Origin of the sequence: Vibrio sp. HS-50-1 (assembly GCF_024747315.1) — a bacterium.
GTDB classification, from domain to species: domain Bacteria; phylum Pseudomonadota; class Gammaproteobacteria; order Enterobacterales; family Vibrionaceae; genus Vibrio; species Vibrio diabolicus.
In genome coordinates this window covers 1,132,067-1,152,746 of the sequence record NZ_JAMPZF010000048.1, presented here as the reverse complement: position 1 = coordinate 1,152,746, position 20,680 = coordinate 1,132,067, and the positions used below count along the sequence as shown (strand labels likewise).

The 20,680-nt window shown below is 44.0% G+C and carries 15 protein-coding genes, 1 tRNA gene and 1 pseudogene; 11 read left to right on the top strand and 6 right to left on the bottom strand.

Annotated features, from left to right (window positions below):
• The first annotated feature begins 206 nt into the window (after positions 1-206).
• Complete coding sequence (locus NDJ01_RS24370; RefSeq protein ID WP_258587544.1) at positions 207-1,679, top strand: EAL domain-containing protein; 1,473 nt, start codon at positions 207-209, stop codon at positions 1,677-1,679.
• On the opposite strand, the gene modF is transcribed toward NDJ01_RS24370, so the two are convergent.
• Positions 1,667-3,121 (bottom strand): molybdate ABC transporter ATP-binding protein ModF, encoded by a 1,455-nt coding sequence (gene modF / locus NDJ01_RS24365; RefSeq protein ID WP_258587543.1) that lies wholly within the window; start codon positions 3,119-3,121, stop codon positions 1,667-1,669. The two genes, NDJ01_RS24370 and modF, sit on opposite strands and share 13 nt — an antisense overlap.
• Before the next feature lie 284 nt (positions 3,122-3,405).
• Between modF and NDJ01_RS24360 the strand changes: the two genes are divergently transcribed.
• Positions 3,406-4,956: a PAS domain-containing methyl-accepting chemotaxis protein gene (locus tag NDJ01_RS24360; RefSeq protein WP_237284312.1), complete on the top strand. Its 1,551-nt coding sequence runs from the start codon at positions 3,406-3,408 to the stop codon at positions 4,954-4,956.
• A gap of 161 nt (positions 4,957-5,117) precedes the next feature.
• Here the strand turns inward: NDJ01_RS24360 and NDJ01_RS24355 are convergent.
• Positions 5,118-5,208: transfer RNA gene (locus NDJ01_RS24355), tRNA-Ser, on the bottom strand.
• 329 nt (positions 5,209-5,537) lie between these two features.
• On the opposite strand from NDJ01_RS24355, the gene NDJ01_RS24350 reads away from it, so the two are divergent.
• A complete protein-coding gene (locus NDJ01_RS24350; protein WP_005391037.1) occupies positions 5,538-6,218 on the top strand; it encodes a MaoC family dehydratase in 681 nt (226 codons plus the stop codon).
• 59 nt (positions 6,219-6,277) lie between these two features.
• Here NDJ01_RS24350 and NDJ01_RS24345 read toward each other — a convergent pair whose 3' ends face one another.
• Positions 6,278-7,102 carry a phosphate ABC transporter substrate-binding protein gene (locus NDJ01_RS24345; protein WP_258587542.1) on the bottom strand — a complete coding sequence of 275 codons (825 nt, stop codon included), beginning with the start codon at positions 7,100-7,102 and terminating at the stop codon, positions 6,278-6,280.
• A 266-nt stretch (positions 7,103-7,368) separates the two neighbouring features.
• On the opposite strand from NDJ01_RS24345, the gene NDJ01_RS24340 reads away from it, so the two are divergent.
• Positions 7,369-7,722 carry a DUF3024 domain-containing protein gene (locus NDJ01_RS24340; protein ID WP_258587541.1) on the top strand — a complete coding sequence of 118 codons (354 nt, stop codon included), beginning with the start codon at positions 7,369-7,371 and terminating at the stop codon, positions 7,720-7,722.
• Positions 7,723-7,762: 40 nt separating this feature from the next.
• Here NDJ01_RS24340 and NDJ01_RS24335 read toward each other — a convergent pair whose 3' ends face one another.
• Positions 7,763-8,572: a helix-turn-helix transcriptional regulator gene (locus tag NDJ01_RS24335; RefSeq protein ID WP_258587540.1), complete on the bottom strand. Its 810-nt coding sequence runs from the start codon at positions 8,570-8,572 to the stop codon at positions 7,763-7,765.
• A 72-nt stretch (positions 8,573-8,644) separates the two neighbouring features.
• Positions 8,645-10,648, bottom strand: a complete 2,004-nt coding sequence (gene rnb, locus NDJ01_RS24330) for an exoribonuclease II (RefSeq protein ID WP_046873665.1) — start codon at positions 10,646-10,648, stop codon at positions 8,645-8,647.
• A 413-nt stretch (positions 10,649-11,061) separates the two neighbouring features.
• On the opposite strand from rnb, the gene NDJ01_RS24325 reads away from it, so the two are divergent.
• Complete coding sequence (locus tag NDJ01_RS24325) at positions 11,062-13,008, top strand: DEAD/DEAH box helicase (RefSeq protein WP_258587539.1); 1,947 nt, start codon at positions 11,062-11,064, stop codon at positions 13,006-13,008.
• Between the two features lie 73 nt (positions 13,009-13,081).
• Here the strand turns inward: NDJ01_RS24325 and NDJ01_RS24320 are convergent, their stop codons facing one another.
• Positions 13,082-14,620, bottom strand: coding sequence for a bifunctional diguanylate cyclase/phosphodiesterase (locus tag NDJ01_RS24320; RefSeq protein WP_258587538.1), 1,539 nt, complete (start codon positions 14,618-14,620; stop codon positions 13,082-13,084).
• A gap of 363 nt (positions 14,621-14,983) precedes the next feature.
• Here NDJ01_RS24320 and NDJ01_RS24315 point away from each other — a divergent pair, with 363 nt between their 5' ends.
• From NDJ01_RS24315 to NDJ01_RS24295, 6 genes and pseudogenes are all read left to right on the top strand, one after another.
• Positions 14,984-16,177, top strand: coding sequence for an acetate/propionate family kinase (locus NDJ01_RS24315; RefSeq protein WP_104970111.1), 1,194 nt, complete (start codon positions 14,984-14,986; stop codon positions 16,175-16,177).
• 354 nt (positions 16,178-16,531) lie between these two features.
• Positions 16,532-17,311: pseudogene (locus NDJ01_RS24800) on the top strand (PAS domain-containing protein); the annotation flags it as partial.
• The gene (locus NDJ01_RS24795) at positions 17,309-17,845 is read left to right on the top strand and encodes a methyl-accepting chemotaxis protein (RefSeq protein ID WP_370687804.1); all 537 of its coding nucleotides are present in this window, start codon (positions 17,309-17,311) and stop codon (positions 17,843-17,845) included. The pseudogene NDJ01_RS24800 and the gene NDJ01_RS24795, both read left to right, overlap by 3 nt.
• 290 nt (positions 17,846-18,135) lie before the next feature.
• On the top strand, positions 18,136-18,738 hold the full coding sequence (locus NDJ01_RS24305) for an ABC transporter permease (RefSeq protein ID WP_005391019.1): 603 nt from the start codon (positions 18,136-18,138) through the stop codon (positions 18,736-18,738).
• 24 nt (positions 18,739-18,762) lie between these two features.
• Positions 18,763-19,932, top strand: a complete 1,170-nt coding sequence (locus NDJ01_RS24300) for an ABC transporter ATP-binding protein (protein WP_258587537.1) — start codon at positions 18,763-18,765, stop codon at positions 19,930-19,932.
• On the top strand, positions 19,929-20,663 hold the full coding sequence (locus NDJ01_RS24295) for an ABC transporter permease (RefSeq protein WP_253651246.1): 735 nt from the start codon (positions 19,929-19,931) through the stop codon (positions 20,661-20,663). The genes NDJ01_RS24300 and NDJ01_RS24295 overlap by 4 nt, the downstream gene beginning before the upstream one ends.
• Positions 20,664-20,680: the final 17 nt, after the last annotated feature.

Below are 20,680 nucleotides of genomic sequence, written 5' to 3'. Positions count from 1 at the left end.
TGATGTCGTATTGACGTCTCAGGTTTGAGTCGTTTGATGCTAAATTGGAACAGGAGGGATTAAGGCATTGTTTAGTTTGCGGTATTACCAAGTGTTTCGCATACTGAGTTAATCTAAATAAATAATATTATAAACGAGAGTTGCTAGTGGGTATCAGAATCCAGATACCATCTCAGTAAATCGGTTTTATAAAAGGTTACTTTTATATGCTGAATAAGGCGCTTTTTAAAAAAGCCATCATTTTTTTGTTGCCCATTCCTTTGATTGTTGGCGAAGTCTTGTATTTAGCTCGTGAAAGCGTGCAAAACAACCTCAATCATCTATTAGAAAAAAACGTTCAAATCGCAGACGAAATTTTATTCCAAATAGAGACCGAAAACCGCACGGCTTTGTTGCATCCTAGACGATGTGAAGAGCTTCAGCAAAACTTGATGTTTGAACGAGATATCGAAGAAATGCTGATTGTAAAAAATGGGGTCATTACGTGTTCTTCTAAACTGGGCGTAATTTCTAAGCCGTTAGCCGAGCACATTATATTTCCCGAGGGACAAGCGTTAGCACTTGGAAACGTGGATAGCGTATATGACCAATTTTTGCTCGTCGTGACCGAAGGAGAGCGAGGTTATCAAGCGGTGACGATTATTGATCATGACTACTTTAATGCGAAGATAGGATTTAATAACGATTTACGTTTAAAACGCTCTGCCTTATTTATCCATGACCAAGTTGCACCTGAAGAAGCGTTGAGAACGGGAAGTAACCCTATTGGCATCAAATCGTCGCAAATGTTTGAATATGAAGCTTTGAGTGAAGCTAGCGATCTATTTGTCAAACAAAGAACACTTTCCTATTTTTTGTATTCAATTCCAATCATTTTTGTTATCTATCTTTGCTTATATGCGTTAAATAAATTTATCGATCCTCATCGAAGCTTGGTCTTAGATTTAAAGAAAGCCATAAAGAAAGGCGAGTTGACTCTGTATTACCAGCCCCAGATTAACGTCGATACTGGTCAACTATTTGGTTTTGAAGCCCTAGTGCGATGGGAACATCAGAATAAAGGGTTCATTTCTCCTGATGAGTTTGTGCCAGCGGCGGAGCAAAGTGGATTGGTCTTTTTGCTCACGGATTACGTTCTCGATAAAGCGGCAGAAGACTTTAGTAAATTAGACTTTAATCAGTCTGTTCACCTTGGTATTAATGTGCCGCCCGGTTACTTAGTTGGGCCAAACGCGATTAGAAAGATTCAACTCATTGACAGGAAGTTATGTCGAAATAACGTCTCATTAGGCATAGAGATAACAGAACGTCAACTCATTGATGCTGAAGCCAGAAAGTGCATTGCAGCGCTGCGAGTACATGGCATTGATGTGTTAATCGACGATTTTGGTACCGGTCAAACCTCGCTGGCGTTTCTGCAGCACATGCGTATTGATTACCTAAAAATCGATAAGTGTTTTGTCGAAACTATTGGCATACCTAGCCTTAGTGCTTCTGTTTTAAAAGCTATTGTTCACTTTTCGGAAGAGCTAAAAGTACAACTCATCGCTGAAGGTGTAGAAACAACGGCGCAAGCCGACCATTTGAAAAAGATGGGAGTGCGATATCATCAAGGATATTTTTACTCCAAGCCTTTACCTTATGATCAACTTGCTCAGCGAAGTCATTATGATTGGTAAACGTTAGCCCGATAACATTGGTCATTGTCATCAAAAACAAACTCTAACTCATTCTTGATGCTATCCAAGCGGTCCTCTTGGTAATGAGATACATACAATAGCTGGCTTAAATTCTCTCGGGCGATGAGCTCAAGTGTATTCTTAACTAAACGCCTACCAAGAAAATCCAACCCTTGATATGGCTCGTCCAAAATCAGTAATGTTGGTTGTTTAACGATGGCTCTTGCAATCAACAACAGGCGCTGCTGACCGTACTCTAATTGCTTGAATGAGGTTTTTCGGTATTGGCTCATATGTAGGATGTCGAGCCATTCGTTTGCGATGTCCACTTCTTTACGAGTGGGTTGGTTATACAACCCTATGGAGTCGTAAAAACCGGACAAAATCACATCTAGCACACTGCAGTTAACGCGGTATTGAAGGTGTAACGCTGAAGATACCATGCCTATGTGCTGCTTGATTTCCCAGATCGTCTCGCCAGACCCTCGCTTTTTACCAAAAATATCAATGTCATTGCTGTAGCACTGAGGATGATCACCAAAGATTAACCCAAGCAAGGTGCTCTTCCCACAGCCATTTGGGCCTTTGATCTGCCAATGCTGACCTTTGTCTATTCGCCAGTTTAAGTCAGTAAAGATCTTCTTATCAGTGTATTCAACAGACCCATTTGTTAGTTTAAATATTGGGTTGTCGAAGTGTGTCGAGTGCTGATGCTGACGTATCAAGTTCATCATTTCTTCACTCTGTTGCTCGGACTGAGATTTAATTTGTTCAATGATTGGATGATTATCCCAACTGGATTTATCCATCGTACTGTCCAGCTTTCCTGCACTGAAAAGCGCAACTCGATCAATCCACTCAGGTATATCAGACTCGCGAGAAAACGTGACCAGCAGCTGTACGGTTTGAGAAAGCGAGTGTAAATAGTGAGCGAGAGCTGCTCGATGGGCAATATCTAAACCAGTAAATGGGTTATCTAACAGTAACAAATCAGGCTGTGTTGCTAAAGCGCGAGCTAACATCACTCGTCTTGTTTCCCCTGTAGAGAGAACACGAAAGCCACTGTGTTTAAGGTGAGTTAGGTCGAGGTCGGTAATCAGCTGATCTATTAAATTAGCGTCTTGGCTGCGCTCCTGAATGAGTGAGTAAACGGTACTGCCTTGATCGATACGATCAAGAAAGTCTGTATCGTCCTTTTCTAATTCTCTTTCCAGTAATCGCTGTTGCTCTGATAACGACACTTGAGCAACGGACAGCCCATCAAGCTCAAGTTTCCCGCTTATTGGTAAAAGTTCACCACAAATAAGGTCTCCAAGTAGAGAACCAATATCCCCATCCGCGCTGAATATTCCCCAAGATTGCTGAGTATCTATTTTCCAATCGTCAATAAATAGGTGAGCCGTGTTCCCTTGAGCGGCAAGCTGACTAAAACGAATAGTCATATGTTTGTCTTCCTTGTTTTCGTTGTAATCGTTTATTTATAACAATTTACGAACTCAGTAAGGAAGCGCTTTTGTGTATTAATTTTAATCAATGCAGCATCTTGTGAGCACTCAAGGGTAGTGCTATTTGAGAGTGAAACAGCCACTACGCTTGCAGGTAATAAATTGACCTATCAGTAATTTCATTGAATTTTACAATGAGCTTATCATTATGCGCATAAATGTTATGCTGCTACACTCATACTTGCCGTTTATTTAATTAATCAATGTAAGGACACATGTTTATGAGTGAAACGGAATATGATTACCCTTCGAGTTACAGCCTAGTTTCTATCACCGATACGTCCAGCTATATCAAATATGCCAGTGAAAACTTTAATGAAGTAGCGGGGTTTGGTGATGGTGAACTTATCGGTAAGCCTCACAATGTTGTACGCCACCCCGACATGCCGAAACAGGCTTTTAAAGATTTATGGACGCACCTAAAAGCCGGAAAACACTGGATGGGAATGGTGAAAAACCGACGTAAAAACGGAGGGTATTATTGGGTTGATGCGTTTGCTTCTCCTATCAAATCCAATGGTGAAGTTGTTGAGTACCAATCGGTTCGATTTAAACCTGAGCGTATACACGTTCAACGAGCGGAAAAAGCGTATTCAAAACTTCGGAATAACGGTAAACCATTGCAAATGTATCTTCCCCGTACGCGTTTGTGGATGAGATCAGCCTTCTTTCTTTTCATTTCCAACCTTCTTGGCTTGCTAACTCTACAAATGAATCAATCACCAGCGGTGGCCTTTGGCATCGCTGCATTACTTTCCGTTTTCTCAATTTATGTATTAACAAGGCCTGTTGAAAAGCTTGCTAGACAGGCTAGGCAAGACTTCAACAATCCACTAATGGAGTATATTTATTGCGGAAAAATTAACGATCTGGCTGAAATTGAGCTGGGTATGAAGATGCGTAAGCAATTTGCAGATGCGCTATTAGGGCGAGTCGGGGTGTCTGTAAAAGACTCTTGCGAAGAAACGCGTGCAAGTGCCAACAGTGCTGCGACTAATAGCCAGCAAGTGACGGAAAACTTGAGTGCACAGAAAGTAGAGATCGACTCGGTCGCTACAGCGGTCAACGAGATGCAAGCCTCATCATCTGAGATATCAAATAATGCTCAAGCGACGGCCGATGCTACGCTAGAAGCGCAGAACACGATGACAGATAGCAGTAGCGTTATCGATAATGTTAACCACTCGGTACTAGAGCTGGTGGATGAGCTCGGCGAAATCTCTAAAGTGGTCATGCGTTTGAACCAACAAACCGAGCAAATAGGAACTGTTGTTGAAGTGATCAATGATATTGCTGAACAAACCAACTTATTAGCGTTGAATGCAGCAATTGAAGCGGCGAGGGCAGGCGAACAAGGGAGAGGGTTTGCAGTCGTTGCGGATGAAGTGAGAACCCTTGCTAAAAGAACACAGGAATCGACAACAGAAATTAAAGCGGCCATTGAAGGAATTCAAAAGGGCAGTAAATCAGCGGTTTCTGCGCTAGAGAAAGGCAATGAAATGTCGACCGGAACGGTAACATTATTAGGCACGGCTTTAGAGAGCATCCAACAGCTGCAATCTCTCGTTCAGGATGTAGTCGAGCGAAATCAACAAATTGCGGTAGCGATAGAAGAACAGGTTTACGTAACGGATGAGATTAACGAAAACATCCAGTCGCTTAACTTAAAGTACAGTGAATCGTATGATCTGATGACAGAAACGAATCAGATGAACTCTAAAGTGCAAAGTTGTACCAATGACCTATCTGAAATGATTAAGAAGTTTGCTTAAACACTAGAAAATAGAAATAAAGATCCCGCTAATTTTTAGCGGGCTCTTTATTGGAATGTGGTGAAGTTCTGGGGCCGTATACGACTAGGGGTTCGAACCTCCGTCATTTTACAAGCACTAAAACGACGAAAGCTCGCAATAAATGCGAGCTCTCTAATAAGTGGCGGAGAGATAGGGATTTGAACCCTAGATACGCTATTAACGTATGCCGGTTTTCAAGACCGGTGCTTTCAACCACTCAGCCATCTCTCCGTTGCGGAACGTATAATAGGGAGCATAGTCCGACTTGTAAAGTGCTGAATTATAATAGAAGTACTGTTTGCTCGTTTTATAGTCGCTGATGTAATGTTAAACAGTTTAAAAATGGGGTAAAAAAGGGACAAATAGTAGCAATTTATAGAGTTTTTACTTTATATTGGCGCAAGTCAATAAAATGGTGTTTTATTGTTATCTTTATGATATTTAAGAAATAACTTGCTTTTAGGGTACATGTGTTCGCCCGAAAGTATTTGCAAGACTTTGTGAACTAATTCAAAATTAACTGGTATAGCCAGTTGTGCTTAAATTTTTTAAGGGTGTTTATGAAGGTCACAAATCTATTTAAAGACAAAGTTGATGCGATTTCTGCTCATCAATCCGAGTTTATGAATTGGATGTCTCCAACGTTACGCGATTATTGGAGTGACTTTTTGGGAAAAGCTCAGAATAGCTTTCTTTTCTCAAAAGTTCGTGATCACCAACAGCCAGCTGTTAACGAAGAGGTTGCGCCTCAACCTGCACCAATCGTAATGGCACCTGAGGCTCAAAAGCTGTATGACGAGTTAAGTGAAAAAATTGGTGAAGTGATTCACACTGGTGACTGGGTGCATGTATCTCAAGAACGTATCAATCAATTTGGTGCGGTAACGGAAGACATGCAGTGGATTCACACAGATCCAGAACGTGCGTCAGTTGAATCTCCATTTAAGACAACCATCGCTCATGGCTTTTTAACATTAGCATTGTTGCCTAAATTGACTGACTCAGTGGACCCTGATAAGCCAATGTTCCCAACAGCCAAAATGGTCGTTAACTTAGGCTTAAACCAAGTTCGTTTCCCTTACCCTGTTAAAGCAGGAAACAATGTTCGTGCTGTCAGCACGTTAACAAAAGTAACGCCGATCAAAAAAGGTTTGGAGATCGAGCGTGAAATTAAAGTGGAAATCGAAGGTATTCGTCGACCTGGTGCTGTTGTCGTTTCTGTTATTCAACTGCATTTCTAATTCCAGAGCCAGATAGAAAACATATAAAAAGAGAGCATTAATATGCTCTCTTTTTGGTTTTATTGATTAAAGCTTTTTACTGGAGTGTAACCGTAATCAGCAATCGCTTTTTGTCCTTGTTCTGAGCGAAGGAAGGTGACGAACCCTTTACCTGGTTCGCTAATCTTATTGACTTTGTAGAGTACTAGGAATGGCCGCGCCAATTTATACTTGTGATTGCTAATGTTTGCCGAAGTTGGGTCAATACCATCTAATTGAATCGCTTTTATTGAGCGATCTACTGATCCCACAGAAATAAACCCAATTGCACGAGTATTATGGTTCACGATGGTTTTTACCATGCTGTTGCTATTTACAACCAAGTTGTTCGGGCTGATATCTGAGACGAGGCGATCATTTACGATTTTGGTTAGTCCTAGCAGACTTTCAAAACTGTAGCGTGAGCCTGAAGACGCCTCTCTAGTGACAACAGCGATAGGTTGATCTGCACCACCAACCTCTTTCCAATTCTTGATTTTACCTTTGTAGATATCAAACAGTTGTTGTTGAGAAAGGTTTTTTACAGAGTTTGTACGGTTTACAACAACAGCTAGGCCATCATAAGCGATAGGATATACGTTGAGATCTTCACCTTTTTCGCTTTCTGTCAGATAGCGAGAGCTCATCCCAATCTCGGCTACGCCTTTATTAACCATTGTAATACCCGCACTAGAACCAATACCTTGAACTGCAATGTAATCGTCCGGGTGTGTTTTGTTGTATTCCTCTGCAAGTACATCCATTACGCGAGCAACCGAGGTTGACCCAGAGATATTAATTTCTTTTGCAATGGCGGGGAGGGAGGCTGCTATGGCCAATAACGTCGCCACAGTAAAACGTAACATATTAAACTCCATATACGGTATAAAGCAGCGTTTATGATATTGCGTTCAGGTTACACTTTTGTGAACTGTCGGGTCTAAACAAGGGAATTCTTTCTAACCAAGAGGTGATGTAGGTAGCGTTTCCAAGCAGAGTGAGATGATAATCTGAGTAAATGAGAATATAGCCACCCTTTGTTTGAGGTAGGCAGATAATCACCATCGGTGGTGGTGTAAAGGTTATATACTAGGATCGACAGCCCTAACAATCATCCATCGGGAGAACGTTGATGTCAGTGTCCCAAATGGCGACAAGTCGTTTATACAAATCAGTTCAATCGCTCTGCTCTGCACGTAATGCTAACCTGCCTATCGAGCAGGGTAAGTGCTTATATGAGCCAGTGGAGAATGGCGTCGAGCTTCATAGGGCGCATTTTCTTCTTGATTCACAGCACAGCGAATATACCTCTCCCGTCGCGAAGATTGTGTTTGATGAGGGCAATCAGCTTTGGTATTTCTACGTCCCAACGTACCGCAACGAATTATTAAGGTGGGTACCTTATAAGCCACTTCCATACAGTCAAACGCTCGAAGACCTACTCACCGAGTTGGAAAGCGATCCTCAAGCGTGTTTTTGGGAATAGGGAGCGCTCCAACTCTAACAGCTGCCAATGTCACCATGATTTATGCTTTGGATTTAACGACTTGGTTTCTAAAGTCTTTCGGTGTCATGTTGTAAACCGATTTAAATGCGGTACTGAAATGCGCTGCACTTTTAAATCCGGATTCAAACGCTATTTCTGTTATAGATTTTTCTGACATGCGCAGCTGGGTTGCGGCGAAGTTGATCCGCTTCACTTTTAATATCTGTGAAAATGAAAGATCCTCTGCGGCGAGGCGGCGTTTTAACGTCGCGATAGACATGCCCATATGAGCCGCTAAGCCTTCCAGAGTGATATCTTTCTCGATATTGTTCTCAATATACTTGATGGCCTTTTGAGAGTCGCTTAGGCTGCTTGCATCATCTATGATTGATAGGATGTTTGGCTCTGCCTCCACCATTAACGACAGCAGTGCCATTGCGATATGACCTTGTGTGTAGTCTGGAGCATTTCGACTCGCTAAGTTGACCAATGTGTCTTTTAGTTGTGCTACTTCGCTGCTGGCTTGCGCTGAAAAAGGATAGAAGCGCCTTTCTTCTGTCTTGGAGCGTAGCATTGGGTGTGCTTTTTTAAAGTCACAGAATAGATTTGGGTTGAAGACTAGAGCCAGTGCTTTAAAGCCATTTTCACTAGGGATGGCTTCTGCGCTGCTCAAATCAGCAGAGTTGTAGAGAGTAAAATCTCCTGCTTTAAGTTCAAACTGTTCACCATTTGGTTGATGAACTAATAGGGCACCTTCTTCAACAACATATAAGCCATTATGTGTTGCGGTGTAACGCTCACTTTTGCGCGCAGTGAAGTGATTAAAGCGAATGATCTCAATGTTCGGCATATTCGTTCTTATCATTTTTACATAACAAATAAAAAAGGCGCTCAATAGAGCGCCTTTTAACTTCATTCGGTATTATTCACTTACAGTCTGTTCTGCTTGTGCTGCTGGTTGTTCAGCAAATACCTGGGTTGGCTTTGCAACTAAACTGCGGTTCTCTTGGTTTACGTCCGCAAGGACAATTTCCAATGTATCACCAAGTTTGTATACGACCTCTTTATCGATAGAGATGGTACCGTTGTCGCCATTGCACTCAATTCTTTCTTTATTATCAAGAATTAGTGCACCAGGAATAAAGGCTGCTGCGCCATTTTCGAGAAGTCGGACACGTGCACCAGCACGATTAATATCGAAAATCTCACCTGTGAAACAAGTTTTCTTGTTCGGCTCATCAGCAAGCGTACGTGCATATAACCAATCTGAGACATTTCGCTCAGCAATTTTATGATGTTTACGGTGCAGAGCTAGTTCTTCACCGACTTGATCATCAGGTTTTTGCACTGGCTCTTTGCCTAGGATGACGGCCTTCAACATGCGATGGTTGATCATATCGCCGTACTTACGAATTGGTGATGTCCAAGTCGCATAGATATCCAGCCCCATAGCGTAATGAGGAAGAGGCTGATTACCTACTTCACTGTAGGCTTGGAACTTACGAATACGATTATCTAGGTAAGAGGTTTCTTGCGCAGCCAACCAGCGACGCAATGCAGCAAAGCCTTCTAGAGTGGTAATTGACTCCGCTGTGAATTCCAGTTCACCTTCTGGGTTGACAAGTTGAACAACTTCTTCAATCTTCTCAGTCTTAATGCCAGCGTGAGTATTGAAAACACCTGTTTCAAATTTATCGCGCAGTGTACGACCAGCACAGATGTTTGCGGTAATCATTGATTCTTCAACCAAGCGATTTGCACTGCGGCGCATATCTGCATGGATAGCAACCACATCGTTGTCTTCACTCAGCTCAAAACGGTAGTCAGGGCGGTCTGGGAAGACCACTGCGTTTTTCTCACGCCATTCTGCGCGAGCAAGGGAGAAGTCGTAAAGGTCACGAACGATCGTCGCGATCTCTTCAGATGGTTGCCATGCTTCTGAGCTGCCGTTTTCTAGCCAATCAGACACGTGATCGTATGCTAAGCGTGCGTGTGATTTGATGTTTGCTGCAAAGAACTTGATATCGTCGCCAATTACGCCGTCTTTATTTACGGTTACGGTACAGCAAATAGCAGGGCGGATTTCGCCTTCAATCAGAGAGCATAGGTTGTCTGCTAGATCGCGAGGCAGCATTGGAATATTGCGGCCCGGAAGATAAATAGTATAGCCACGCTCACGTGCTACTTTATCCATTTCATCTTCTGGTGTGATGTAGGCAGTTGGATCTGCGATAGCGATTGTCAGTTCGAAATCGCCAGATTCGGTTTTCTTCGCGTACAGCGCATCGTCCATATCTTTGGTTGATTCACCATCGATAGTCACGAAAGGAACGTGTGTCATGTCTACGCGTTCTAGATCGGCGTCGTCTTTTAGTTCCCAGTTCTCGATGCCTGCTGGCTCAGAGTTTGGTAGATCGTTTTGAGCAAGCGTTACCCACCAAGGTGCAATTTTGTCGTTCGCGTCTGTGATTTTTTCAGAAATTTCCACGAAGAAAGAGTTATCGCCTTTTAGAGGGTGGCGAATAAGATGTGCGACAACCCAATCTCCCTCAGCGAACTCGTCAGGTTTTAGACCTTTCTTTAGTTTCGCTTTAAGAGAAAGCTTTTTAAGCTGTGGGTGATCAGGTGCTACGTTTAGCTTGCCTTTGAACATTTTGACTCGACCAATAAAGCGAGTCACGGCTTGTTCTAACAGCTCTTGTGGCTCTGCAACTTCGCGTTCATTTTCTGTGCGGATAATGGCGACGACTTTGTCACCGTGCATGCACTTTTTCATGTACGCAGGTGGGATGAAGAAGCTAGTCTTGCTGTCCACTTCCAAAAAGCCAAAGCCTTTATCTGTGGCTTTTATTGAGCCTTCTTTTTTCGGCAGGTTTTCTTGGATTTGCTGCTTAAGCTGAGCGAGTAGTGGGTTATCTTGAAACATCTTTTCTTAAATTACCTATGGAGTTGGGCACACTATAATCATTGCGAGCTATTATTACTACCTGTGGAGCGCAATTTCGCCGTGAATTTTGCTGATCGAATTGCAGGAAATCGGCTTAAATATTGATGAAAAACTCATCTGCGAGCTGCGCAAATCTACGGGGAATGGTGGGGATGGTGGAAAAATATGCTAAAAATGCCATTATTGAGAATAAATTGTGATGTAATTCAATTTTTTCTGGCTTTTTTTATGCTTTTAAGGAATAATCCGCCTCCCTTAGTCGTCCCTAATGGCTTATCGCGGTTGTGTACTGTGCTGTGTTCCTGTCTGAATGGAATCAGTAACTGGATGAATCAGTATCGAATTGGAAGAGCATATGGGACTGTTTTTTTGTTTAATTAAGTAGGATCCCAATGCAAGATTCTGTTATTCAATTCAGCGATTTATCTCTGAATGATTCTATCCTTTCTGCTCTAGACGGAATGGGTTTCGTGTCACCAACTCCAATTCAGGCTGCGGCAATCCCACACCTGTTGGAAGGTGCTGACGCGCTGGGTAAAGCTCAAACAGGTACAGGTAAAACGGCAGCGTTCTCTCTGCCTCTTCTAAATAAGATCGATCTCAACCAACGTAAACCACAAGCTATCGTTCTTGCGCCAACGCGTGAGTTAGCTATTCAGGTTGCGGCTGAAATGAAAAACCTTGGTAAGAACATCAAGGGTCTTAAAGTTTTAGAGATTTACGGTGGTGCTTCTATCGTAGATCAGATGCGCGCTCTTAAGAGTGGTGCACAAGTTATTGTTGGTACTCCAGGTCGTGTACAAGACCTTATCAACCGTGAACGTCTACACCTAGATGAAGTAAACACGTTTGTACTAGACGAAGCTGACGAAATGCTAAACATGGGTTTCGTTGATGACGTTACTGCGATCATGGAACATGCACCAGAGTCTGCTCAACGCGTTCTATTCTCTGCAACAATGCCTCCGATGCTTAAGAAAATCGTTGAGCGTTTCCTACGTGAGCCTGTAATGGTTGACGTTGCTGGTAAGAACCACACTGTAGACAAAGTTCAACAGCAGTTCTGGGTAGTGAAGGGTGTAGAGAAAGATGAAGCGATGTCTCGTCTTCTTGAAACGGAAGAAACTGATGCATCAATCGTCTTCGTACGTACTCGTCAAGACACTGAGCGTCTAGCTGATTGGCTATCTGCACGTGGCTTTAAAGCGGCTGCTCTGCACGGTGACATTCCTCAGTCTCTACGTGAGCGTACTGTTGATCACATCAAACAAGGTGTTATCGACATCCTAGTTGCAACTGACGTTGTTGCACGTGGCCTTGACGTTCCACGTATTACACACGTATTCAACTACGACATCCCATTCGATGTTGAGTCTTACATCCACCGTATCGGTCGTACTGGCCGTGCTGGACGTAAAGGTAAAGCGATCCTTCTTGTTCGCACTAACCAAATCCGTATGCTTCGCACTATCGAGCGCGTAACTAAGTCATCTATGGAAGAGATTCAACTTCCTCTACGTGACCAAGTTGCTGAAGCTCGTCTAGCTAAGCTAGGCGCTGAGCTTGAAGCAGAGAAAGAGCACAAAGCTCTAGACAAATTTGCTGAGCTAGTAGAGAAACTACAAACTTCTCTAGACATCGACCCAGCAACGCTTGCTGCTATGCTTCTTAAGCGCCAGCAAGGTAAACGTCCTCTGTTCTACATTGGCGAAGATCCAATGGTTGAAGCGATTGAGCGTGATAAGCAACGCCGCAAAGAGCGCCGTGAAGGTGGTCGTGACGGCGGTCGTAACTTCAACAACCAAGATTGGGATACTTACCAGCTTCAAGTTGGTCGCGAGCAAGGTGTTCAAGTTAAAGACATCGTTGGTGCTCTAGCGAACGAACTAGGTCTAGGTAAAGGCTCTATCGGTGCGATCAAGCTGGCACAAGGCCACACATTCGTTCAGCTACCAAAAGCAATGACTTCTGAAGCTGCGGGCAAGCTAAGCAAACTACGTATCCGTCAACAAGATGTTGGTGCTGTAGTATGTGACTTCGATGACTTCCGAGAGTCTCGTGGTGGTCGCCGTGACGGTGGTCGTCGCGATGGCGGTCGTCGTGATGGCGGCGGTTACCGTGGCAACCGCGAAGGCGGTAACCGTGGTGGTGATCGTCGTGAAGGCGGTCGTCGCGAAGGTGGCTTCCGTGGTAACCGTGACGGCAACCGCGATGGTAACCGCGATGGTAACCGAGAAGGTGGCGAACGTCGCTTCGATCGTAACCGTGGTGGTGATCACCGTGGTAACCACCGTGGTGAGCGTGGTCACGGCCGTGGTCGTCGCACTCAAGAAGCATAATCACGAATCAGTGATTAGAGCAATTGATTAAATTGCCTTAAGAATTGAAAGCCGAGCGAAATGCTCGGCTTTTTTATGCGCGTCGAATACGGCTTTGTTTTTCATCGTGCTCATTTACCCAGGTTATTACTTCGTTTAAGGGTAGGGCTGGGCAGAACAAGTAGCCCTGAATGATGTCGCAGCCACGACTGCGCAAAAAATGCAGTGTATCCATGTCTTGAACGCCTTCTGCGACGACTGAATACCCTAGGCCATGCGCTAACGCTATTGTGTTCTCAACGATAGAGCGGGTGCCTTCTGTCCGGCTTGCGGTACAAAGAAATGATCGGTCGATTTTAATTTGATCAACCGGGAGATCTCTCAAAAGCGACAGAGATGAATACCCGGTGCCAAAGTCGTCCAAGCTGATCTTAATACCCAATCCTTTGATTTGGTGAATTAGGGGGTTGAGCTCAACAACTCTATCAATCGCCATCGTTTCAGTAATCTCTAAGCTTATAAGGTCAGCAAATTGAGGGTTTACCTTGAGCAGTGTTTCCAAGCGGTTGAACAATAAATTAGACGAGAGATCTTTTGCAGATAAGTTAACGTGGACAGGAAGCTTGATGTCTTTTTCTATAAAGGTCTGGAGATCTTTTTCAACTTGGTTGAGGACCCACATGGTGATGTTGTGCACTTGATTACTTCGCTCCGCGATGGGGATGAAGTCGTTAGGCGAAATCGTTTTACCATTTTCATCATGCCAACGGATCACGGCTTCAAAGCCGACAGCTAAGTTAGTATGTGCGTCAATCAACGGTTGGTAGTATAGCTGGAACTCCTCTTTTTCCAGCGCACATTGAATACGAGAAGAGATTTCGAGCTGGTATTTGGCCCCGACGTTCATGTCCTCATTATAAAATGCAAAGAGATTGCCATTTCGTTTGGCGTGATACATGGCAATGTCCGCGTGCTTTATCAATAGGTCATTGGACAGAGCGTCATAAGGGTAGGTACTGACACCGAAAACAACGCGGGAAGAGACTTGAAACTCATCTAAATGGAAGCGATTAGACAGTGCCGAATCTAACTCTTCGATGAGACTTTTGCCTGTTTCCTCGCATGCTGACGAGGTGAGGATGACAAATTCATCGCCACCAACGCGGAAAATTTTGTCACTGCCTTTAAGTTTCTCTTGGAGACGTTGCCCAATTTGAATCAGTAGTTGGTCTCCACAAAAGTGTCCCATAGCATCGTTGACTTGTTTAAAGTTAACGACATCGAAAAGGATCACTGAGAAAGGGTCTCCAGACTGTATTCTATCTTCGATTAACTCAAAGCAGTATTTACGGTTAGGGAGTCCAGTAAGTGCGTCGTGAACGGCATTACGCTTCTCTTTTTCAGCAACGGTATGAAGTTCTAGTATGGAGTCGTTGCTCCATTTGATAACCAGCACCACAAAAATGCTGCCACCGAATAAAATGAGAGAAACTCCGGTTTCCAAGAGGGAAGCGATAGGTTTTTGCATTATAGCGTGTAAAAAAGCGGCATACGCAAAAATGAAACAGCTGATTAACAACAATAGGAAAGTCCACCCGGGTACATCAGTTTTCGAGCAGATGTTTTTTGTCATCTGCCATCCCCAGCAGAGCAAAATCAAACCTAAGATCACTAATAGAAATGCAATAGTGGGCACATTATTACCCCGATTTATTGATTGGTTTATTATTTTTGTTCACCCAATAAACAACGTAGCTCATATCTCTGAATTTGTACAAATTGACCTATTCATAAATTATGTTTAACAAGTCATATTTTTTAGTCTTCAAATAAAATCAAAACTTGCTACAGATCAACAAAATTTGTTCAATCAAATCGCTTTTACTAAAAGATTGTTGAAAGATTAAAAAATTATTGAATAATAGAGGGGCAAACAAGAAGTACGCAGCGCACAAGCGCTATTACAACCTCTGCTCTACAACAGGATAACTATTTCATGTCTAATTCGTTTGTACTGGTGATCAACTCTGGTAGCTCTTCATTAAAATTTGCTGTTATTGATTCTGAAACCGGTGAAGCTTTGGTATCAGGTATTGGTGAGTGTTTTGGCCTACCTGAAGCTGAAATCAGTTGGAAATATCAGGGAGAAAAAACCGTTGAAGCAATTCCTGCTGGCGGTAACCATCATCAGTACGCTGTTGAGCGAGTGGTAAAACTACTCGAGACTTTGGGTTTGAGCTCAAAATTTGTAGCAGTAGGTCACCGCATTGTTGCTGGTGGCGAAACCTTTAAAGGCACAGTGAAAGTCGATGAAAAAGTTATTCAAGAAGTTGAGCGTCTTGCTGAGCTAGCGCCACTTCATAACAAAGCGAATGCAGAAGGTATGCGAGCAGCAATGGCAGCATTCCCTTCACTGCCTCAATTCGCGGTGTTTGATACTGCTTTCCACCAAACAATGCCTGCAAAAGCGTTTATGTACGCGCTTCCCTACGAGCTTTACGAAGAGCATAAAGTGCGTCGTTACGGTGCTCACGGCACAAGCCACTACTACGTAAGCCGTGAAGCAGCGAAAATGCTAGATAAGCCGGTTGAAGAAAGCAGCTTTATCACCGTGCACTTAGGTAATGGTGCATCAGTGAGTGCGGTTAAAAATGGCGAATGTGTTGATACAAGTATGGGTTTGACGCCGTTAGCTGGCCTAATGATGGGTACTCGTTGTGGTGACCTCGACCCAAGTGTTATCGAGTTCCTTTTCCGTAAAGGTTGGGAAAAAGACGAAGTGTTCGAGATGATGAACAAGAAGTCAGGCTTCTTAGGTGTATCCGGTGTAACAAGTGACGCACGTGGTGTACTAGAAGCCATGGAAGCGGGTAACACACGTGCGAAGTTGGCATTTGAAATCTTCACTTACCGTGTTGCGAAATACATTACTTCTTACCTAGCTGCTCTGGATTCATTAGACGGCATCATCTTCACTGGTGGTATTGGTGAAAACTCACTACCAATTCGTCGTGAAATCTTGAAAAACCTGAAACTGCTAGGTTTTGTTGAAGATGAGAAAGGCAACGAAGATGCAAGATTTGGCAACGCAGGTGTTATTGCAACATCTGAGTTGCTCGGTGCGAAAGCACTAGTTATTCCTACCAATGAAGAGTGGGTAATCGCTCAACAGTCGGTGGAACTGCTGTAAAACGGCAAAAATTTTGGGAACTAAGTCAAAGCCCTTTCCTTTATGGAAAGGGCTTTTTTTGATCCAAATACATCCTTTCTCCATACAACTATCCGCATTAATACGGATCTCTAATAGCTGCCAATTGCCTTAATATTGATAAATATATAAACAACTTGGGCGGTGAAGAAATTTCAGTATACTGCGCTTAAGTCATACCAAAGAAAAATAGCCTTATGTCATGTAGGTGTCTCAGCTCGGAGACAGGAATTGCGTTTGAAGAACGATCAAACGAAATCGTATCTTTGCAGGCTATTGGGCATATAAATAATAAACCGTTGACTAGTTCGAAAATTAGTCAAATGAGAGAAAGTTATGTTTTTTAATAAGTCGCTTCAGCAAGAAAACCAACGATTAAAGCAGGATCTGCAACGCTTGCAGCAAATCCAACACAGTTTAGATGAAGAAATGCTTCGCTTAACGCTGGATAAGAAAGGCTGCATTACCTCTGTAAATACAAAACTTCACCAACAACTCTTTTTCGCTGATGCGGATATTTTAGCGAAACCGATTACCGAGTTGGTACCGTCAAATTCGCGCAATACAGATCACTTTCATCGAATGAAGAGAGCCGTTCAGGAAAAAGTCTTTTGGAATGGCGCGATGCAAGTACTTAAAGGCAACGGCGAAGAAGCGTGGTTACGAACGGTTATCCAGCCTGTTTTAAACGAACATCAAGAAGTCGAAAGCTTTTTTGTGTTTGCTTCTGAGCTTACGCGAACGATCAAAGCATCGCGTGAGCAAGAGGACATGCTGAATGCGTTGAGCCGTTCTATGGCGGTTATTGAGTTCACGTTAGATGGTAATGTATTAAAGGCCAATGATAATTTCCTTAGTACGATGGGTTATACACTGGATCAAATTAAAGGTAAGCATCATCGTATGTTCTGCGATCAGGAAGAGGCTGGTTCTGAAGCTTATCGCGAGTTCTGGCAACGTTTGGCAAAAGGACAGTTTGCTTCAGACCGATTTAAGCGAGTTAACCGTTACGGTGAAGAGGTATGGTTAGAAGCCTCCTATAATCCTATCCATAACGATAGAGGAGAGCTCTACAAGGTCGTCAAGTTCGCGACCGACATCACCCAGCAGGTGATGCAAGAGCAGCAAATGGCTCAGGCTGCGCAATTGGCTAATGAAGTTTCTCAAGAGACCGGAACACAAACACTGCAAGGTCAGCAAGTGATAGGTTCGACGCTAGAAAAGGTGCAAACACTGTCTGACCAGATGCAGCAAGCGAATACGGCCATTGACGAGCTCAAAGCGCACTCATCACGCATTAGTGAACTGGTTAATAGCATCAGTGGTATTGCAGACCAAACTAACTTACTAGCGCTAAATGCGGCGATAGAAGCAGCTCGCGCGGGTGAGCATGGTAGAGGCTTTGCCGTGGTGGCTGACGAGGTGAGACAGCTTGCCACAAGAACCAATGCGACCACTGATGAAATTGTCACAATGGTAACTGAAAACTTAGAGCGAACCGATAATGCTGTCCAACTGATCGCCAAATGTCAAAAAGAAGCACTAGATACGCTAGAACTTTCAGAAAAAGCGGGGAATGTGATGAACGAAATACAAGATGGCGCTAGCCGTGTCGTAGAGGCTGTGGAGCAATTTAACCGCTCATTGTAGTTGGTTCTTCATGCTATCAATGGCTTTTTTCAGTTCCGATATAATCAACTTGTTTACTACTGCTGCTCATCGCCAATAAAGCGCTTTTTTTGGTGATGAGAAAGCCAATTATTTCCCTCCTTAATATTTCGTATTTCTATCTTAACGTGTCGCTATTTTACAACACTGTTAATAAAAAGTAGCGTAATTTAATCCCCTGTTAACTTGGTTGCGAATCACAGTTGGGGGAGACCTACTTGGACTTACTAAATTTCACCATAGATAACTTAGCGCTGCTAGGTACGCTTACCATGGAGCACATCTCTTTGGTCGCTCTGGCTGTTGGGCTTGCCATCCTAACTGGCGTACCTATCGGCATTCTTATCACACAAAATGAGCGCGTTGCGAAAGTGGTGCTTTACGTAGCGTCCATCATTATCACCATTCCTTCAATCGCACTGTTTGGTTTGATGATTCCTCTCTTATCGACCATTGGTCATGGGATTGGCTACGTGCCCGCCGTGATTACCGTACTGCTTTATTCTCAGCTGCCTATTATTCGCAACACTTATACCGCCATTCACAACGTAGAACCGTCACTCCGAGAGGCAGCTCGCGGCATCGGGATGACGCCTTTTCAGCGTTTGAAAATGGTGGAAATTCCGTTGGCGATTCCGGTGATTATGGCGGGTGTGAGAACGGCAGTAGTAATGAATATTGGCGTTATGGCGATCGCCGCGTATATCGGAGCAGGAGGGCTAGGCGTGTTTATCAGCCGCGGCATCTCGCAAAGTGATCCTCGACAACTGATCGTTGGTGCCATCGCCGTTAGCCTTCTGGCTATCATCGCGGATTACGGATTGATTCGACTACAAAAGAGATTAACGCCACCGGGCCTAACCGCTGCTCGATAAAGGATAAATAATAGGGACATTCAAATGATCAAAATTGACAAGCTAACCAAAATTTTTGAAACGCCTAATGGCCCGGTGACTGCCGCAGATCACATTGAGATGGAAGTTCCCAGTGGTGAAATATGTGTGTTACTTGGCCCGTCCGGTTGTGGCAAAACCACCACGCTGAAAATGGTCAACCGAATTATTCCCGCGACATCGGGCAAGATCTATCTTGGTGGTGAAGATACTTCTGGGATGGATACGGTCACTCTGCGCCGCAACATTGGCTATGTTATTCAGCAAATTGGCTTATTTCCCAACATGACGATCGGCGAAAACATCGCGGTGGTTCCCAAGTTATTAGGGTGGGATAAGGCAAGGTACATGACGCGTGCAAAAGAGCTATTGGAGATGGTGGCTCTTGATCCTAGTGTCTTCCTTAATCGTTATCCAAATGAGTTGTCTGGCGGACAGCAGCAACGAATTGGTGTTGCCCGAGCGCTAGCTGCGGATCCTCCCGTCATGCTGATGGATGAACCTTTTGGCGCGATTGACCCGATCAACCGTGAAGTAATCCAGGATGAGTTCCTTAAAATGCAGCAAGAGCTCAACAAGACCATCATGTTTGTCAGTCATGACATTGATGAAGCGGTCAAAATGGCCGATAGAATTGCGATTTTCCGCGATGGTCATCTGGTTCAGTACGATACGCCTGACGATTTACTCGCACACCCGAAAGATGATTTCGTGAAAAACTTTGTCGGAGATGATCGCGCACTTAAACGTCTACGCTTAGTTACAGCTGAATCCGTCATGCAGACCACCTTTGCGCACGTGAAACCTAACGAGACGCTTGCCGACGCCCTAACCAAAATTGACGCGTATGGGTATCGCGACGCCGTGATATTAGTGAATGACCAACACCAACCTATCGGTTATGTGCCAAAAGCTACCGCAATCAATATGAAGGGGTACTGCGGCGAACATTATGTCGGCCTGAAAACAATCGCCCGAACCACGGATGATCTGCGTAAAGTCGCGTCGAAGATGTTCACGCACGACATTGTTTGGATGCCGTGTATTGACGAGAATGGCCGCTTAGTGGGCGAAGTCACACAGCGCGGCATTACCCATTATCTAGGCGCAACTTATCAGCGCGATATCTCTCCTAGTCAGCCACAGCCATTGCATCAGGCTAAGGAGGCATCGTGACCAACCAGCTCAAACAAATCTACTATTTCGTTTTATTGGCGTGTGTCTTTGCGCTGGGTATTTATTTACAAGGCGCGGGTACGATCGATGATTTTCTTTACTACCAAGAAGACATTGTTTATTTGACGGTTCAGCACATTGAACTGGTGCTGCTGTCTGGTGGATTGGCGATCCTAATCGCGATTCCCGTCGGCGTATTGCTCAGCCGTCCCCGTTTTCAGAAAGTCGCAGAATCGGCGATGCAGGTTTTGAATGTGGGGACCACGATTCCTACTTTAGCCATTCTCGCGCTGGCAATGAGCTTTCTTGGCATTGGCACCGTGCCTGCGGTATTTGGGCTGACGATTGCCTCGTTGTTGCCGATTGTCAGAAACACCTACATTGGACTGAAAGAAGTGCCCGCTCATTTAAAAGAAGCGGCGTCAGGCATTGGTATGACCGAGTTACAAATGTTGTTTCAGGTTGAAATTCCTAATGCGCTGTTCGTCATTTTTGCCGGTATCCGCACGGCGTTAGCTGTCAACGTGGGCACCGTTCCACTGGCCTTCTTAATTGGTGGCGGTGGGTTAGGGGAGCTCATTTTTACTGGTATTGATCTGGATGAACCCATCATGATGCTGGCAGGCGCTATTCCTACAGCGATGCTGGCTATCGCTATCGACAGTGTGGTAGGAGCCGTTTCCTATGTCACTGTACCTAAAGGCTGTAACCCTATTAGAGCTAGACAATAACAATCCTAAAAATTGAA

Bases quoted from the DNA above. Each gene is read 5' to 3' on its own strand.
- NDJ01_RS24370 (WP_258587544.1), top strand. From the start codon at position 207: ATGCTGAATAAGGCGCTTTTTAAAAAAGCCATCATTTTTTTGTTGCCC.
- modF (WP_258587543.1), bottom strand. From the start codon at position 3,121: ATGACTATTCGTTTTAGTCAGCTTGCCGCTCAAGGGAACACGGCTCAC.
- NDJ01_RS24360 (WP_237284312.1), top strand. From the start codon at position 3,406: ATGAGTGAAACGGAATATGATTACCCTTCGAGTTACAGCCTAGTTTCT.
- NDJ01_RS24350 (WP_005391037.1), top strand. From the start codon at position 5,538: ATGAAGGTCACAAATCTATTTAAAGACAAAGTTGATGCGATTTCTGCT.
- NDJ01_RS24345 (WP_258587542.1), bottom strand. From the start codon at position 7,102: ATGTTACGTTTTACTGTGGCGACGTTATTGGCCATAGCAGCCTCCCTC.
- NDJ01_RS24340 (WP_258587541.1), top strand. From the start codon at position 7,369: ATGTCAGTGTCCCAAATGGCGACAAGTCGTTTATACAAATCAGTTCAA.
- NDJ01_RS24335 (WP_258587540.1), bottom strand. From the start codon at position 8,572: ATGCCGAACATTGAGATCATTCGCTTTAATCACTTCACTGCGCGCAAA.
- rnb (WP_046873665.1), bottom strand. From the start codon at position 10,648: ATGTTTCAAGATAACCCACTACTCGCTCAGCTTAAGCAGCAAATCCAA.
- NDJ01_RS24325 (WP_258587539.1), top strand. From the start codon at position 11,062: ATGCAAGATTCTGTTATTCAATTCAGCGATTTATCTCTGAATGATTCT.
- NDJ01_RS24320 (WP_258587538.1), bottom strand. From the start codon at position 14,620: ATGACAAAAAACATCTGCTCGAAAACTGATGTACCCGGGTGGACTTTC.
- NDJ01_RS24315 (WP_104970111.1), top strand. From the start codon at position 14,984: ATGTCTAATTCGTTTGTACTGGTGATCAACTCTGGTAGCTCTTCATTA.
- NDJ01_RS24795 (WP_370687804.1), top strand. From the start codon at position 17,309: ATGCAAGAGCAGCAAATGGCTCAGGCTGCGCAATTGGCTAATGAAGTT.
- NDJ01_RS24305 (WP_005391019.1), top strand. From the start codon at position 18,136: ATGGAGCACATCTCTTTGGTCGCTCTGGCTGTTGGGCTTGCCATCCTA.
- NDJ01_RS24300 (WP_258587537.1), top strand. From the start codon at position 18,763: ATGATCAAAATTGACAAGCTAACCAAAATTTTTGAAACGCCTAATGGC.